General features: G+C 63.2%; 7 protein-coding genes. 1 reads left to right on the forward strand and 6 read right to left on the reverse strand.

Annotation, left to right across the window (positions count from 1 at the left end; genetic code table 11):
• Positions 1 to 681: 681 nt before the first annotated feature.
• Entirely contained in the window at positions 682 to 4062 is a 3381-nt protein-coding gene (locus LJE63_14395; GenBank protein MCG6907795.1) for an AAA family ATPase, read from the forward strand.
• A gap of 228 nt (positions 4063 to 4290) precedes the next feature.
• Here LJE63_14395 and LJE63_14400 read toward each other — a convergent pair whose 3' ends face one another.
• The 6 genes from LJE63_14400 to LJE63_14425 all read right to left on the reverse strand — a co-directional run bounded on the left by LJE63_14400 (position 4291) and on the right by LJE63_14425 (position 17875).
• The gene (locus LJE63_14400; protein ID MCG6907796.1) at positions 4291 to 4821 is read right to left on the reverse strand and encodes a type VI secretion system tube protein Hcp; all 531 of its coding nucleotides are present in this window, start codon (positions 4819 to 4821) and stop codon (positions 4291 to 4293) included.
• A 112-nt stretch (positions 4822 to 4933) separates the two neighbouring features.
• Positions 4934 to 5272, reverse strand: coding sequence for a hypothetical protein (locus LJE63_14405; GenBank protein ID MCG6907797.1), 339 nt, complete (start codon positions 5270 to 5272; stop codon positions 4934 to 4936).
• Between the two features lie 185 nt (positions 5273 to 5457).
• Positions 5458 to 10989, reverse strand: coding sequence for a CHAT domain-containing protein (locus LJE63_14410; protein ID MCG6907798.1), 5532 nt, complete (start codon positions 10987 to 10989; stop codon positions 5458 to 5460).
• Positions 10990 to 11104: 115 nt separating this feature from the next.
• On the reverse strand, positions 11105 to 13390 hold the full coding sequence (locus LJE63_14415) for a C25 family cysteine peptidase (protein ID MCG6907799.1): 2286 nt from the start codon (positions 13388 to 13390) through the stop codon (positions 11105 to 11107).
• 758 nt (positions 13391 to 14148) lie between these two features.
• Positions 14149 to 15867: a protein kinase gene (locus tag LJE63_14420; protein ID MCG6907800.1), complete on the reverse strand. Its 1719-nt coding sequence runs from the start codon at positions 15865 to 15867 to the stop codon at positions 14149 to 14151.
• 247 nt (positions 15868 to 16114) lie between these two features.
• The gene (locus tag LJE63_14425) at positions 16115 to 17875 is read right to left on the reverse strand and encodes an extracellular solute-binding protein (GenBank protein ID MCG6907801.1); all 1761 of its coding nucleotides are present in this window, start codon (positions 17873 to 17875) and stop codon (positions 16115 to 16117) included.
• Between the last annotated feature and the right edge of the window lie 27 nt (positions 17876 to 17902).

Genomic DNA, 17902 nt, shown 5'->3' on the forward strand with positions numbered 1-17902 from the left:
GGAACGAATGTTGTTCCTCTCAGAAAACCCCCAGCGGGGCGCCTACCCCAAGGAATTGCTTGCCATTGGCCTGGCAGATGATGATTTTCGACTTTGCAAGGGCGACTTTTCCGGGCTCTGAAAAATTCCAGCGAAAGAAAGAAGGACCGGCTCAGCGGCCGCCCCCCAAGCGAAAGGGAGGGCGAGTGGCGACAGTCAACCCGCAGATCGGTTTGCCCGTGAACACCCGCACGTCTGGCAAGAATTGCTTCCGGTGCGTTGCGCTTGACTTGTCGCGGGTGCTTGAATAAAAAAGGGATTATCTGGCCGTGAACTGGAATTTCCTTTTCGAGTTACCTGTAGGTGAGGACCATTTCATTGAGGGCATCTCGTAACATTTCACGGCACGCCTCAAGATCCTTTCTTAAAAAAAATCCGGAACCCCGACCCGAGCCGCTGTCTCCAGGAAAACGGCCAAATGGTCCTGGTATTCGAGCTCCAGGGCCGGATCTTTCTGCAAAGCGCCCACAAACTGCTCGCCTACATCGCTCTCGTCATCAGCCAGCGGCTGCGGGTGCGGTCCCAGGAAGTCCGGATGCTCACTGACGATTAGGGGCCCGGCCGGCGGACCCCCCAAAAAAAACTCATCCCCATCGGCCCTAGCGCGCGTCACCGGCCCGCCCCGTGCGGCAGGAGGTTCCCATGAAATGTCCCGGCTGCGCCCACGTCAATGCCCCCGATGCCCGGTTTTGCATCCAGTGCGGACAGATGCTGGGCGGCGTCTGCCCCGGCTGCGGGGCCGTCAATCCGGCCCAGGGCAGATTCTGCAGCCAGTGCGGCGCGGCGTTAACGGCCGGCCCCTTCGCCGATGCCGCGCCGCACCCGCGCGTTTGCCAGCCCGAGGAGAGACGCGCTTTACCCCGGCCCGCCGCCGGGGAGCGCAAGCACGTCACCGTGCTCTTCTCCGACATGTCCGGGTACACGGCGCTTACCCAGCGCCTGGACCCCGAGGAGGTCCGCGACCTCATGGCGCGCCTGACGCATGAGATCACCCGGGTGGTGGCCCGCTACGAGGGCTTTATCGAGAAGTTCGCAGGCGATGCCGTCATGGCGGTCTTCGGCGCCATCCAGGCCCATGAGGACGACGCGATCCGGGCCATCATCGCCGCCCGGGAGATCCACGAGCGCGTGGCGGCCTACAGCCGCAGGTACGAGGAAGAGATCGGGCAGCGGCTGGCGATGCACTCCGGGATCAACACCGGGCTCGTGGTCACCGGCAGCGTGGACTTCGAGGCGGGCACCCACGGCATCGCCGGTGCGCCGCTCAACATCGCCTCCCGGCTGTGCGCCCTCGCCGGGCCGGGGGAGATCCTGGTGGGGGATGACACCTACCGCCACGCCCTGGGCTATTTCAATTTTCTGGCCCTGGACCCGGTGGCGGTCAAGGGCGTGAGCGTCCCGGTTCGGATCTACCGGGTCGTATCCTTGATCGGCCGGCCCCAGAAGATCCACCGCTTCCACGGCCTGCGGGCCGATCTGATCGGCCGCAGCCCCGAGCTCACCACCTTGGCCGAGGCTTTGGACCGGGTGCGGGCCGGACACGGCCGCCTGGTGACAATCTGCGGCACCGCCGGCACCGGCAAAAGCCGCCTGGTGGAGGAATTCAGGGCCGTCGCCGGCCGCGCCAAGGTCAACTGGCGCGAGGGCCAGTGCTACCCCTATTCCCGCAACTTCACCTACTTTCCCTTCATCGATCTCTTGAACCGCACCCTGGGCATCGAGGAGGGCGACCCGGCGGAGCGTGTGCGGGCGAAGATCGAATCCGGCCTGGATTTCGTCGACCACCGGGAGGAGGTGGTGCCCTACGTCGGCCGCCTCTACAACTTCGACTACCCGCAGCTGACCAGAATCGGCCCGGAGACCTGGCGCCAGCGGCTGCAGAAGGCGATCCTGGACATCCTGACGGCCATGAGCCGGCGCGCGCCGACGATCATCTGCCTGGAGGATCTGCACTGGGCGGACCCGTCTTCGCTCGAGCTGATCCGCTTTCTCCTTTCGGACTTCCGCTACCCGGCCCTGGTGATCCTGGTCTACCGGCCCACTTTAAGCCTCTTGTCCCACCAGCAGACCGAAAACCTCGGCGAGGCTTACGTGGAGATCCGCCTGGAGGACCTATCGCCGGCGGAAACCGAGACGATGGTCGGCTCGCTTCTGAAGAGCCAGGCACTGCCCCCGGAGTTGAAGCGCTTCGTGCGCGACAAGGCCGGCGGCAACCCCTTTTATCTTGAGGAAATCATCAACTCCCTGGTGGAATCCGGGACACTTTCGCCTGAAAAAGACGGCTGGGTGCTGCGCAAAACCATCGGCGAGGCCCGGATATCGGCCACCGTGCACGGGGTCATCGCCGCCCGGGTGGACCGCCTGGAGCCCGCGGTCAAATGCATCCTGCAGGAGGCGGCGGTGATCGGCCGCTCCTTTTCACACGACATCTTATGCCGCATCACCGATTGCGAGACCGACCTCTGGCACCACCTGGGCAGTCTGGAGACCCTTGACATCATCAAGGCCCGCAGCTTCAGGCCCTCGGTGGAATACATCTTCAAGCACGCCCTGACCCAGGAGGTGGTCTACGGGGGGCTTGTCACCGCCCGGCGCAAGGCGATCCACGAGCGGGTCGCCCGGGTCCTGGAGAAGCTCTACGCGGATCGGTTGCCCGAATCCTACGAGGCCCTGGCCTACCATTTTCAGCGCGGCACCTCCCCCGACAAGGCAGTGACCTACCTGGCAGCCTCCGGCGCCAAGAGCCTGGGGCGCTATGCCCTGGAGGAAGCCCACCGCTACTACCAGAGCGCCTACGACCGGATCGGGCAACACTTCACTCCGCCGGAAAGCGACCGCCAAAAGATCGCGCTGATCAACCAGTGGGCGTTCGTCCACTACTACCGCGGGCGCTACGAGGAACTGCTGCAGCTTCTGAGCGACCACAGGCAGAGCGCCGATCGGCTCACCGACGACAAAAACCGCGGCATGTTTCACGCCTGGCTGGGCTGCGCCCTGTGGCACCGCGAACGGTTCCGGGAGGCCCACCAAACGCTTCTGACGGCCCTTTCCCTGGCCAAGGAAAAAGAGGACATGGCCTTCGTCGGCTATGCCAGCTGCTGGCTGGCCTGGGTCTGCAGCGAGCTGGGGCTGCTCGACGAAGCGCTGGCCCACGCCGCAAAGGCCCAGGAGATCCACCGCGCGGGGGAAAGCGACAACTTCATCTACTTCAGCTCCGTCGCTGCCACAGGCTACGCCCTCTGGCACAAGGGCGAGAAGGCGGAGACCGCGGCGACCGGCCATTCTTTGCTGCAATTTGGCCGCGAGCACGGGGATTACCGCGCCAAGGGCATGGGCTACTGCTGTCTTGGCTGGAGCGCCCTGATGGGGGGCGACATCCCTGATGCCTGCGGGTTTTTCGAAAAAGCCGTCCTGGTCTCGGTCGACCCCTGGTATGCGATCTTCCCGAAGTTGGCCCTGGCCTACGGCCTGATGGTAAACGGGCGGGTCCACGAGGCCAAGCGCCAGATCGCCGAAGGCGAGGCCTTCTGCAAGGAGTTCGGGGCGGAGTTCGGGGGCCAGCCGGCGCGCTTTTTCAAGGGGGTGATCCTGGTGGGGGAAGGCAAAGTCGACGAGGGTCTCTCCCTGTTGGAGGAGTGCTGCCGCAACTGGCGCCAAAACGGCAGCAAGCTGCGCTTCGCCGCCTTCGGGGCGATGCTGGCGGGTATCTATTCAGAGCTCTACCGCAAGGCCCGCGCCGGGGGTCAGGCTGAGTTGGCGCTTTCCGCCCAAAAGCAGGCGGCGGCCTATTTTCAGGACGCCGTTGAATCGGCCGCGGAGATCGGCGCCAAGGGGACTCTTGCCCGGGCCTACCGCGCCTGGGGCCGCTTCTACCAGGAGCAGGGCGACAGCGACCAGGCCCGGGGGTGCTTTACCGCGGCCGCGGCTTACTTCCGTTCCTGCGGGGTGGAAAACCTGGCGCAACAGGCCGAAGAAGATCAGCGGGCCCTTGAGGGAGAGCCGGGGGCGGGGCCCACGGGATAGTGTCGGTGGGTTGTAGGGTTATTCCCTGAAGCTGCCGTTCACCGTCGCAGCACCCGTTGGGATCGGCGCCGTTTGCCTTTCCGTCCCATGCCCCCGGAGAGCATCAGCACGACGGACATCTTCGTCGCCTGCCGACCGGCAGGGGACGGCTGACGGGGTGTGGTGGGAGAGCTGCTACGGTGGGTCCACCAGCTTCCCCGCTGCCTTGCCCGCACGTTTGAACCGGTTTTATCGATTACCGGGTAGCTTCAATCTTGGGGGCGATGGGGATGATGCGGGTTTGTTGGCCTGCAGGTCCCATCCCGCCTGGACGTTTCCGCCGCCAGTGCCGTCTGCATGTTTCTGTTTGACGTAGGTCTGCTCAATCTTGCCGTAGGTAAAAGAGACCGTCTCGGTGGGGTCCCTGCCGCCGTCCCCGCTGACGGTAACACCGCTGACGGTAACTTCGCTCATCTTGTATTCCATGAATTTCAGCCTGTCTCCGCCGGCCCGGCAGAGTTCCAGAACGACCTCCTTGATGTGCTCCCCCTTGGCGCATGCCACGAAAAGCAGGGGCGTTGCGGCATCCAGGGGCTTCACGATGGTAAGATCCGCAAAATCCGCCCGCCGGCTCGACCCACCTCCGGAGCCAGCCTGGAATGCCCTGGCCTGCTGGTTGCACCCCCAAGAAAAAGAGAGGACCGCGATCCACTCCCGATGCCTGTCATCGGTGCTTTCACCTTCGATCCCATCGATTCTCAAAAACACATTCGCCGGCATGGAGGCCTCCTCTGTTTTTTGGGGATTGGGCTCGAGATTCGGGTCCGCGCGGCGCCTGAAACGCGCTTCGTTTCCTGCCGGGGGCGGCAACGACGAAAACGGTGTGCGTGAATCACGGCGCATTTTCAGCCAGGATGCCGTCACCTTCGCCGATGGGCTCCTCGCCCGTCATGAGGTGAAACATATTGGGGTTCTGCTCATACCAGCCAAACTTTATCGGTTTTTCGTTGCGCAAGAGATCCACCATCGTTGCCAGTTGCTGATAGTCCATGTGCCCGTAGAAGCGCTGACCGAAGGTCGTAGGCGCCGACGCATTGGGAATTGGACCGTCTTTGTGGAATTTTAGCAAGGCATAAAACCCATCGCCCATCAGTTGAACACCGCCGTAGTAGTCTCCCTGACCGCCCACCGACACCTTGTAGCTGGTGATTTCATACCATTTCCACGCCATGGGACACCTCCTTTATGATGGGATGTTGGTTGCCGTTCCAGCCCCGCCCTTTGCGGCGCATTCACGCCCCTTCCCCTGGTCCAGACCGGGTTCGGTTCCGGCAATATCGGTGAAGGGAAAACAAGCGCTTTCCGGTTCACATGCACCGTCCGCGTGCAGCGCGACAGGACAGGTTGGGCCGGCTTTCAGATCGCGTTTCGAATCATCGTCAAGGCCTCCTCGATCCTGGCATTGGGTGCCTCGTAGACTTCCAGGATGAAATCCAGGTGCTCCCCGATGGAGGCCATCTGCCGGGGGCTGGTGCCCCGCAGGCCGGCATCCCGGTACTTTTCCACGATGGCCTTGGCGTCCTCTTCCATCTTTTGGGCTGCCGCATTCGGGTTGGCCAGGAGCAGGACCAGCAGGCAATCCGCTTCGGCCACGGCACCCCAGAAATCGGGTTTTTCTTCATAGCGCTTGCGGGCGATGTCGATGGTTTGGCGGCATTCGGCTACCAATTCCGTCCTCCAGGTCGCCGCACGGGATTTGCGGATCCGCTCCAGAAGTACCCTGGCCAGGGCATAATTGGTGAAGGCGTAAGGGTCCTCGCGGTCCAGGTCATAGGCGCCGCGGTAAGTGTTCATCATGCTTTCAAGGGCCTTTTGCCTGTCTTCACGGGTTTCGAGAATATAGACCTGGCGTTTGAAGGCCCCGCCCAGGAGGTTCAGCCGCTCGATGCTCTTGCCGGTTTGCACCAGACGCTCCAGGGTGTCCAGCGCCTGGCCGACCTCTTCCAAAAGTTTCCGGTGCCTTTTTTCACGTTCCTCGCCGGCCTTCAGCCGTCGCAGATCCTGCCACGCCGCAGCGGCTGCACGCACCTTGAAATTGGCGGCCTGCTCCACGGCCCGCATGGGGCAGTCGCCCCGGTCGGCCTTGATGGCCTTCTCCAGCCAATCCGCCGCCTTGCGGTAGGCACCGGTTTCGCCCCAGGCAAAACCCAGGGCGGCGGCCACATCGGCGCGCTTTGGCCATTTCTCGCGGTGGGATTCCGGGATCCGTTTGATGTATTTTCCGATCTGATCCCCCATGGCGGCGAGCGACGATCCAACGGGGTCTTCGGCGCGCATTTGCATCCGGATCCACTGGGTGTGGTTGTCCAGGTCGGCAATCAGTTCGCGGGGGGTGAAATAGGCCCTTTTCTCCTTTTTCGTCTCCGGGGAGCCGTCTCCGTGCAGCCGGAACGCGGGGTCGCCGTAGCACTGATATGCGCCCCAGGTGTTGACGTTGGGAAAGCGCAGATGGATTTCCTGGCGCGCCGCCCTGACGGCCTCGCCGAAGGCCTCCCCGGAGAGCAGGCGGTGATAAAAGGTTTCCGCAAAGGCCTCGGCAGCGCCGTCATCCACGGCCCAGCCGGCTGCCACCACCGCCTTGACCCCCATGTCGATGAACTGCATGGCCAAGTTGGCCGCCAGCAGGCCGTAGGCGACCTGGGACGGTGGGCCGGTCTTGCCCAGGTGGCAGCAATTGACGAAGACCAGTTCCGGCACCCAGCGCATCTGTTCCACATCCCCCGGCGTCAGGATGGTGTTCTTGCCGATGACCATGCCGGAAATGCGCTTCGGGGCCTTTCCGACGTCCCTGCCTGACAGGCCCTTTGGGGCTTTCTCGACCTCTTCAAAATTCCCTTCGCTCACGGGGTCGTCGATCTCGAATGCGTGCACCCCGTGGCCGGCCAGATGCAGGATCCGCCAGGCGTCCTTGTGGAGCCCGGAGAGGATGGCGTCGGTTCGCTCGTCGATGCAGCCGACGGCTCGGAACCCGTTGGCGTTCAGCATGGCCAGCACTTTCTGGGCCTCGCTGCGCGCACCGGGCAGGTCGCCGAAGGCGTTCCAGCCCTCCAGGTCGGGGTTGCCGATCACCAGTGCGGTGGGGTCCACGGCGTGTGCCGGGTGGGGCCGGAATTTGGGGGTCTTGCGCTGACGGATCAGCCCCGAGGTCACCGCCGGCGGGCGTCCCGAATGGCTCCAGCGATCCTCCAGCAGTTCCCACGGGAAACGGGCGGACTCGTCATCCAGCAGCAATACCAGATCGTCCTGTTTGGGGGCCTGTTCCTTGAGTCGATTGGGCAGAAGCATCTCGAAGAGGGTCTTGGCCACCTCGGGATTGGCGCTGGCGGATCGCGAGGCCTGCAGGATGAAGCGATCGGCCAGGCGCAACTGGCCGGTGGCAAGGGTTTCCTCGGCCCTGGCGCGGTTTGTGGTGGCAACGAAGCGCAGCAGATCGCTTTCTTTTTCACGGACGATTTCCAGCCGCTGCCACCACCCCTCGGCCTCGCCGTATCGGATTCGGCGCCGCCCGCCCTGCCCCGCTTCGACCACCCGCGCGGGCCAGTCCAGCGCCAGGTTCAATTCGCCATCAGCAAGAGCCACTTCCAAGGCTTCGGCGGCGGTGATGGCGACATCTTCGAACAAGTCCAGAAATTCGATCCGATCGATCACCACGCGGTCCTCCATGCGGGCATCGACCAGTTTGCGGTTGACCGCTACGGCCCCGCGCAGAATGGCGCAAACGGAATCCCGGATGCTCATGCCGCCGGCGCCCGTGGCCACCAGGAGGGAGGTGATCCTGACCGAGCGGGACCCCCCCATGGGCCCGAAGCGTTCATCCGGCCACTGCGAAACCTTCAGGGCATAGTCCAGCAGGGCGTCGTGCACGCAGGACGTGAGAAGGTTTGGTGAGATCTCGCCCACCTGCCCCAGCCCGACGACGATGGCGCCCCCCGGCTTGGCATCTTTTTTCCGGTTGAAGAACAGGGCGTGGGTGCCCAGCCGCCCGGGATAGATGCCCAGATCGCGCCGCTGGGTAAGCATCTTGTCCAGCCGGCAGTTCAAGGCCTCCTCCGCGCTGACGATGGTGTCCCCCCAGTAATGGCCCACCAGGACCGGGTGGGAGGCGTAGGCCAAATCACCATGCCGGACGCTGACCGTGATGGCGGGCACCCCCCTGCCTGCCGCGGCCGGGTCGAAAGGCCGGCTGGGGCCGAAGCCGAAGCTCCGCAGGCCCTCCTCGTCGGGAATGCCGTCGCTGGGGGGCACGCTGGGCATGCTAAAAAGGCCTTCCGGCCGCCGCCCCGCGCGAACCGCCAGCGGCGGCACCTGTGACAGGCGGCTGGTGGCCCCCGTCATCAGCAGCTCGAGATACCCGGGAAATGCCCGTTTTTTGGCACACAGCTCGTCGTGGGCCGTGTCCTCCAGATACCAGACCGGCACATTGCCGATGGCGCCGGAGGCCCAGGTCACGGTGCCGTCGCCTTCCGAGGTGCCCTTGAAGTCCAGCCGTTTTCGTCCGGCCAGGCGGGGCTCCTCGTAGGGGACCAGCTCATAATCGGCCACCGTGGCCCTCTGGGAGCCCGCCACGTAAACGCTGAGCTTGGGGTCGGGAACGGTTTTGCCCAGGGCATCCCAGGTGGTTCTGGCCTTTGCCAGAACCGTTTCCCTGGCTGGTTTCCAGTGCGCATTCAATTCATCTTTCAATCCCCGCCACAGGCCCGGTTGGCTGAAATCCGGATCCCCCGCAGCGAAGGGCAGCAGTTCCAGGAGACCGGGGAACTCCCGGACGATATTGATGATCGCGTCCATGTTGTTTTTCAGGTCCAGCAGGGCGAGCTTGGCCTGGGTGGGGTTGAAACCGGTCAACCAGCGCATGGCCTCGTAGGAGCCGTGGTTGGGGGTGCCCAGCATCATGAAGCGGCTGTTGGGCAGCGCCGCAATCCGCTGCCAGAGTTCGGCGCCGCGGCCGCCGTCGCCCATCATGGCGCGCACCACGAGCCCCCCCATGGAGTGGGCGATGATGTGCACCGGCTGCTTCATGCGCTCGGCCTGGGGCAGCCAGTCTGCCAATCGGTCGGCCAGTTTTTGGGCCGCATCGCGAACCGAGTCGCGCCAGTTGTAGGGGAATATCTCCACGCGGTGGCTGCGCGCCAAAAACTCCAGCAGGGGACCGTAGAACTGGTCCAGCAGATCGGTGGGATCGATCTGGGTTTGGGGTGCCTTGAGCCGTGCCAGCCCCCCCCACATCAACGCCCAGTAGTTCAGCCAGACCGGTTCGCCGTCCACGCTCAAGGCGCTGCCCATGGTCCCCGGCAGCACCACCGCCAGGGGCCTCGGCGTGCCGCTCGCCCGGCTGCGGCGCACGGCCTCGCGCCAGCGCGGCTCCTCGTGCTTGGCTTTCTCGATCGGTTGGAAACCGCCGTCGCCGGCATCGACACGGGTGAGGCCCGAGACCAGCCAGTTGATGCTTTTTTTGTTTTCGAAGTAGTTGAAATGGCACACCGCGGCGCCCTGGTCGAACTGAAAGCGGGCACCTTTTTCCGGGCGCCGGATACCGCCGAACATGGAACCGGTGTTGACCACCAGGTCATGCTCGGCGCCGTAGAACCAGTCGGTGGCCAACAACTTGATCTGCCCCCAGAGGGTTTCGCCCTCGATATCCCCGGAGATCACCGAGAGATCGGCCCCCGTTTTCAGGTGCGGGTGGTGCAGCAACCGGGTGAGGGCCGAGCCCGGCATCATCGCCTCCAGACCCGGCAGAGTCCGGGGGTCGGTGCGTTCTTTCACCACCGCCAGCAGAAAATCCACCGCGTCCCCGAAAAACCCCTTGCCGCTGATGAAGTCCAGCACCGACAACCACCGGTCCAGCCGCCCCGAAGCCAGGGTCGTGCCGCGCGCCGGACAGGCCACCCGGACGAAGCGGGTCACCTGGAACTTTTTGAGATCCAGAAGGTCCCGCAACGCTTCCAGCAGGCTGCGGTCCTTCACATAGGCCTCGTCTCTGGCCTCCTTGGATTTGGAATCCAGGGGCTTCAAGCCAAGCTGCCGGGCCATGGTGCGGTCGGATTGGAAGAGTTCCGCATAGTCGCTTTTGAGGGGATCGTTTTGCGTGTCGCGCTGGCCAAGGCAGAGCAGCTCTCCCACCAGCCCGCCCCGGGAGTGGCTGACCAGGTGAAGCTGCGCACCCTCCGGCAGGAGCTTCGCCAGGATCTTCGCCAGTTCCAGTGCGTTTTCGATGGGGCTTTGGGTCAGCGAGCGGTGTTCGAAGGCAAAAACGCGCTCACCGTATGTCTCCCCCAGGACCTTGCGGGCCTGCTCCCCCTGGGCGTTTTGAGCTTCCCACAGCTTGCCGAAACTCCCCCGGGTGCTGGAGGCGGTGCCGTGGAGAAACACCAGGATCGGCCTCTGGCCGTCGCCAATGGGGTTTTCGGTACTTACCGGCAGAAGGGAAAAGTCCCCCGTCATCTGGCAGCGGTAGAGCCCGGGGGTGTTGCCGCCAAGCTGCTTGGCCTCGAACTTGTGGCTCAGGCCGTGGGCGGTTTTGCCGGCCAGATCGATGCCGAAAAAATCCAACACCCGGATGCCCAGCTTCAACCAACCGCGTTCGCCCCGCTGCCGGATGCGGCTGGGCGCCCGTAGGGCGATCTCCCAGGCAGGCTCGCCGCCGCGGCCAAGAACCCGGGTGCCGTGCTCGGCGACGAGGTCGTCCGCCCGTGTCCACAGGACGAAGCCGTTGTCGAGCTCCACCCGGACCACTTCATCCGCCTGAACCACCATTTCGGCGGCCCCGGCTTCCCGCAAGCCCCGGGGCAGCAGCCGCCGATTGGAGGAAATGGAGACCTCCCGGGTGACGGGACTTTCAGTGGCGCCTTCCAGGCCGGCAACATGAAATGATTTGGCTGTGGTCATGGCGCACGCTCCTGTTTTTTCATGGGTTTTCAAGAGGGATACCCGACCCGTGCCGGCCGGGAGGCCTTCCGCCCCGCCGGCGGCATAAAGACATTGGGGGCGGGATCATCGATGGCTAAATCACCTTTTGAGCCGTCCATCCGAACGGATGGTTGGACCACCAGGTGATCCCCGAGATGCGCGACAGTGTCCAGGTATGCACATAGCCCACGAATCTCTGATTATTGGAGGCGGAGAAAGCAATTCTTATCTCGACCTTGTAATCGGTGCGCTTGGATCCGGCTCCCAACTGGTTGGGATCGAAACCACCCAACGTCCCCGAAAAGGGGTAGCTCTTGTTATCACTGCCGACGTAAGTCCCCGAAATGCTCCAAAGCGGCGCTGCATAGGGCGCGTTTGTCACCACGCGATAGTTCCAGATCCGGGTGACTTTCAGGGTTCCCCGCCAGCCGTCGTGGTCCATGGACCAGTCCCCTCTCAGCCACTCGGCATTGCTCGCGACATCAGCGGTCGGATCCCCGAACAGGTTGTACATCACGGTGTTGTCCAAGTGGGCGCTGGAGGTCCCGTGGTTGAGCACCATCTTGGTCTTGGCATAGCGGATAATGGCGGCCGGTGTCTGACATTTGCCGGTCATCACGGCATCGAACATGTACTTGGCGAAATCGTTGTTGGGGTACGTCCAGGAGTTGCGCGATGAAGCGAAAACCGAAACCGCCTTGCGATTGCGGATGAATGATTCCGTGATCGTCTCCAGGCTGTTGTCATCCACCCAGCCGTTTTGGCAGCAGACACTCAAGACAAACGGAGGGTGCGCGCCATTGGTGAGGGCGGCAACATCGGTGCCGTTGAGACCGTTGCTGGAAGACCACGCGGTCTTCGATCCGTGACCACGGTAGAGGGCGATCACAACGCCGCTGTTCATGGTCGCCACGACATCGCTCTTGGAGGTGTTCTTGGCGTAACGTTTGATGGCGGCGTAACGTTTGTTAATGTTGTTGTAAATTTGGTCACAGGTGTTTTCGTATGTGGCGGATTGGTATGCGCAGAGCATGACCCTGTTTTGCCAGTCGCCCCAGTCGCCCTTTCTATATCCCCCGTAGCGGACGAGGTGCTCGCAGACGCTTTTCAGTTGGGCGGCGTTGGATGTCGGAATGCGGGAAACCGTCAGTTCAGGGGCCAGATCTCCGGAGAGGTCGGCGTAAAAATGATCCGAGGCGTAGGTATTCCCGCCCCGGTTGTAGATGTGGATGGGGATGACGTCGGTGTCCCCCGCCAACACCACAAAACGCGGGGGCACCCGCCAGTTGGCCGTTGCCCAGGCAATGAACGCCTTGATGGACCCCTTCAAACTGGTGCTCGGAAACTCCCGCTGAATGTCATCGGTCAGCGCCACCTTGGCGTAGTATGGCCACCCCGTCTTTGCCGTCAGCAGCGGTTCGACCGCGGTTTCGAGTGCCCGGGTCGTTACGATCACGTACTCTGCTATGAGGCCGGCCACCTTCAGCTTGGGAAGCGGAAGTATCGGCACGCCCACAGGCAGCGCGACTGTGGCGAGTGGCGCGGCAGCTATGGCCGTTAGGGTTCCGGTCGGGTCGGAAACCTCGTCTTCGGTCTCCTCGAGAAGAGAGATCCCCCGGCGTCTGGCGGATGCGGGATCCGCTTCAGCCTCCAGCTCTTCGATGAACTCCCGGTCCAGCCCCTGGAAATCCTCCACCCGCGAAGAATAGTCCGTCTGTTCGTCCAGCAGGTCCAACCCCAGGATCAGGTCCGCTTCCGGCATTTCACGGGGCTTTCGCCCCGGCTCCCGGTCGGCCCCGGGCGGGGTTTGATACGTTACTTCAAGAACCAGCGACTGGACAATCTCCATTTTCCGTGACACCGGCCGGTACTGGCCCAAATAGATCAGGATGTGGGCTACTTTCACCCCCGCTATGGTCTTGAGGCCCAGAAAGTCGAAGTCGCGACCCGGATAAGGGTCGTCCGACTCGTAGATCGCCGGGTCGGGTTCATAGACCTCGCGAAACTCCTCCTCCGTGAATTGCTTGGGTGCCGGTGCTACCCGCAATTCATGGTCGATGGTGATGGATGATTTCTCGGCCACACGCACCGCGACATCCTCCACGTCCATGGGGACCGCCACGAAGATACCGGCCTTGGGTACGGCGGGCGCACCCTCGGTTTCGACCTGGGTAGTATCGGGGATTTCAATTTGCTGAAATTCCGCCACAGCCCCTTCCCAGGCGCCTGATACGGAATATCGAACGGTTACGGTTGTTTTCTCGCCCGCATCGCGCATGTCCCGGGTGACCATCTGTTTGGCGGACTTGCTGACCTCAACTTTGGGGGGCGCATCGCTTTCGGCTGCGTCCTGAAAGCCGATCCATTTCTTTTCGCTCATGGTGTTACCCTCCTTTCCAATTGGACTTTTGGGGAACCGTCAAACGCGACTTGCTTGGATATGGGCCACCACCTCCTTTCTCTCGTTTGGCCCACCCGCCTGACGTCATCGCTTGGAATTGCGAGCAGATAACGTGCGGGGGCCGCTTGCGCTGTTAAGCACAAGTATTCAGAGCAGAGTTTTTTTGTTTGAGCCGAATTGAAAGGCTGACGCTGTCGGAATTCTATTTATACGGCCGGTTTTTGTCCGGCCCGATTTTCGGATAGATTCACACCCATCGCCGTTGGCGACGGATCAGCGATAGGTCCTTGAAAATGATCGTTCGAAACGACCGGGAAAGGTCGTGGTCGGAAGGGAAAATACCGGGAGACTGGGAAAATAGAAACCGATTGAAAAGTTTAAAAAATTCGGTGGTGGCCGCCTGCCCCGACGGGCGGCCGCTCAAAGAGAAGAAGTAGGTGCGCTTGGGCGATAGCATGGGAAATTCGGCTGCCTTTCCGGTGATCGTGGCCAAAGGGTATGCACCGATTGGGTTCAGATGGTAGAAAGCGCTGTTACCGAACTTCAGAAAAATCCCGGCGATGGCGAGATTCAGCCGATGGGAAAATCGACGATTGAAAGTGAATAAAAATTGAAACATTTTTCCGAATTTTGCAAGCCTTTTTTGGGAGAGGCACCTTCAAACGGGCCGGTTGGCCGGCTCCCGCCCCAAAAAATCCGGACATGACGGATATCCGCTCAACCCCCTTTCGCCCACTTCAGACGTCTTTGAAGTCGGCCCCCTTTATGATGACGCCGATTTGCTCGGCCTTCTGGCTGAAGTCCTCCAGCAGCCGGTTCAATGGGATCTGCTGGTCTTCGCGGTACATCAGAACCAGGGTCGACAGCTTGCATTTCTGGAGTTCGGCGTGCTCCAGGCGCAAGCCCATCTGGCGCGCGAGGGGCGCGATCTCCTCCAGCGCCTGCCCGACGCTGGGGTATCTGTTCCCGGGGTCGCGGGCACAGGCCCTCATGATGAAGTTTCGCAAAGGGGCCGGCAGGTCCGGCACGAAGTCGGCCGGGTCGGGGATGTCGCGCTCGACGATGTGGTCCATGACCGCCAGCGGGTCCTCGTCGTCGAAGGGCCGGCGGCCGCTCACCATTTCGAAGGCGGTCAGGCCCAGGGAGAAGATGTCGCTGCGCTGGTCCACCGGCAGGCACTCCACCTGCTCGGGGGACATGTAGAAGGGGGTGCCGGTGAGCGGGTTTTCGGACCCGCACGAACAGGCCAGGCCGAAATCGAGAATCTTGACCTGGCCGTCCGGGAGGATGAAGATGTTGCCCGGCTTGATGTCCTGGTGGACGATGGCCTTTTCGTGGGCGAAACCGATTCCGCGGCAGATCTGGACCAGGACTTCCAGCGCGTCGCGCACGGGCAGCCGGCCGACCGCATCCAGCAGCTCCCGCAGGGTCCTTCCCTCCAGGTGCTCCATGATGATGAAGACGGTGCGAAAGCGCTCCTCGATGTCGAAGACCTTGACGATGTTCTCATGGTTGAGGTTGGCGATGGTCTGGGCTTCCCGGCGAAAGTTGGTCAGAAACTCCGGGTTAAGGGCCAGGTCGTGACGCAGCATCTTGATGGCCACCGGGCGGTTGAGGTCCCCGTGATAGCCGGTGTAGACCACCGCGAAGGCGCCCCGGCCCAGGATGGCGGTGATGAGGTATTTACCGATCCGCCGGTCGGCGGTCAGCTTGCGGGAGGCGAAGCGCTCGGCAACGATCTCGGTCAGAAAGGTGGCCACCTCCGGGTCGGCCTGGAGCATCTCTTCGAAAACATCCCTGGGAACTCGCCACAGCTCAAGATCGGTCACCGCCTCCACGTGCGCGCTGCGGGGCTCGCCGGTCAGAAGGGCCATCTCGCCGACAAACTCCCGCTCCTTGACCAGGCCCACGACGTGGCGCTCACCCTGCTTTTCCAGAACCACCCGGCAGGTCCCGGTGTGAACGAAGAAACACGCATCGCCCTCCTCCCCCTGGGTGATGAAGGTCTCCTCGGCCTTTACCGGTTGGTGGCGGATAATGTTCAGCAGCGGGCAGACCGCGTCGCGATGAATGGCCCTTAAAAAAGGCACCGTCCGGAAGAACTCGTAGTCCGAGGGGAAAGGGCCGGGTTTGGGGGCGTCGGCGGGGGCTGCGGGCAGTTTGAAATCGGCTGCGGCGGCCGTGCAGCCCACCAGGTGGTAGGCCGCCTTTTTCGGGTCCGGCCTGACCCAGCGCACCTGGCAATCGAAGCACCCCCAGCGCTTGCCGGGGAAGCCGAAGACGAAGAGGTGAAAGTGCTGCCCCGGCGGGATTTCCCGATTGGTCCAGAGGAGAAGGCCGTCCGGGCTGCCGTCATGGACATCGACATAGAAAGGCCGCTCCCCGCGGCGCCACGGCGGCGGAGAAGCACCCGTCCCGTCCACAGGCCTGAACAGGGCGACGCGCGGCGGGTTCAACGCCTGGCGCGGCGAGTTTCGCCGATTGGGGGCAGCCGGCGGCGCGGGTTTTCCGTCGGCGCCGGTTTTCGCATGGGGCTGATGCATGGGCTGGAAGGCATGGGAGGTGAATGATATTCATTCTTTACAGGGCACCCCATTATATGTCAAGGGGCTTTGGGGCTGACCTCCTGCGGGGTCGTGGCTTGCCGGGGTATTGAACGGCTATCCGGCAGCGGCGCCGGAGGGGTGTTGGTTGCCGCCGAGTTTACGGGGTGAAGACGTCGTCGAAGACCACCACCGCGGGCTGCGGCGGGACCGCCAGGTTGTGGGCCATGGCGTCTTTGAGGACCGCCACCGCGTCCGGGTCCAGCCACCAGTACCAGTAGGCGCCCTCTTCGCCGCCGAACTTGGAGAGCACCGTGGCCGGCATGCCGAACTTGTTCCAGTAGAGCAGGCGGGTGTAATTGATGTTCCAGAGCAGCACGAAGGGGTAGTCGTTGAAAACGATCTGGTCGATCTTGCGGATGATCTCGTTGCGTTTTTGGACGTCGAAGATCTCCTTCTGCAGGGCGATCAGGTCGTCCACCGCCGGGTTGCGAAAGCCCGTGATGTTGCTGCCGCCCAAGCGATCGGCCTCCCTTGAGGACCACATCCCCTCGGGGTCCTTGAAGATCCCCGCCCCCCAGGCCGCCCAGGTCATGTCGAAGTTGAAGCCGTCCATGTCCTTCATCCAGGCCGCCCAGTCCTTCTGGTCGATGATCAGCTCGATGCCCGCGTCCTTGAGGTCCTCGGCGTAGACCGCCAGGAACTTGTCGGTGCCCGCGCTGCGGGTGAGAAACTTGAAGACGAAGCGCCGGCCGTCCTTAACACGCCAGCCGGTGGCGGGGTCCACCGTCCAGCCCGCCTGATCGAGCAGCTCGCGGGCCTTTTGCTTGTCGAAGGGGGTCAGCGGGTTGGGACAGGGGGCTTTCAGCGAGTAGAGGTCCTCGTAGTAGGAGCGGTGCAGAAAGTACTGGCTGTACATCATCGTCTGGTTGAGCTTTTCGCGGTCCAGCAAAAGCGACATGGCCCGGCGCACCCGTAAATCGTCGAAGGGTGGCCGGCGCATGTTCATGGCAAAGCCCTGGAAGCCCACCGGCTTGTGGTTGAAGACCTGCTGCCGCACGATCCAGTTGTTGAAGAAGCGCGGTCCGCTGGTCTCGTTGACCCACTGGCGGGCGGTATAAACCGGGTAGAGGTCGATCAGGCCCTTTTTGAAGGCCTCGAAGGCGTTTTCGTTCTCGGCATAGAAGCGGAAGCGGATGGTCTGAAAGTTGCCGACCCCCCGGGTGCGCTGGGCCCCCCGCAGCCACCAGTCCGGGCGGCGCTCCAGCGTGAGGGCGATCCCCTCGGTGAGCGTGCCCAGGCGGTAGGGGCCCGAGACCACCGGAAACTCGAAGTTGACCTTGTTGAAGTCGCGCCCCTGGAGGGCGTGGCGCGGCAGGATCGACAGGCCGCCGGCCGCACCGAGGTTCTGCCAGTGGACGCTGCGGGCCCGGAAGCGGATGGTGCGCGCGTCCACCACCACCGGCTGCTCGAAGCGCTCCATGGCCACCTTCTGGGCGCCGGTGAGGTGCTTGGGGTCCATGATCGTGTCGAAGGTGAAGCGCACGTCCTGGGCCGTCACCGGCTGGCCGTCGCTCCAGCGGGCGGCCGGGTCGATCCGGAAGGTGAAGGTCCGCTTGTCCGCGGAGATCGTCCAACCCTCGGCCAGCCCCGGCCGGTACTCGGCGCTGACCGGGTCCATGTCCAGGAGCGACTCGTAGAGGGCGCCGAAAACCTGGGCCGACTGGGTGCTGCCGTCCAGGTAGTAGTTCAGACTACTGGGGTACTGGCCCAGGTAGACCGAGATCTCACCGCCGACCCGGGCGTCGGGGTCGGCCAGGGGGTTGGGGCGGTCCTGCCAGCCCTGATCGGGGAAGCGCTCCTCGGCGGCGGCCCCCGCTACGGCCAGCAGCAGGGCAAAAATCCAAAGCCAGGCTTTCATCGCAAGTCTCCACTGGGGCGACCGGGG

It is taken from the genome of Desulfobacteraceae bacterium, assembly GCA_022340425.1.
Lineage (GTDB): Bacteria > Desulfobacterota > Desulfobacteria > Desulfobacterales > JAABRJ01 > JAABRJ01.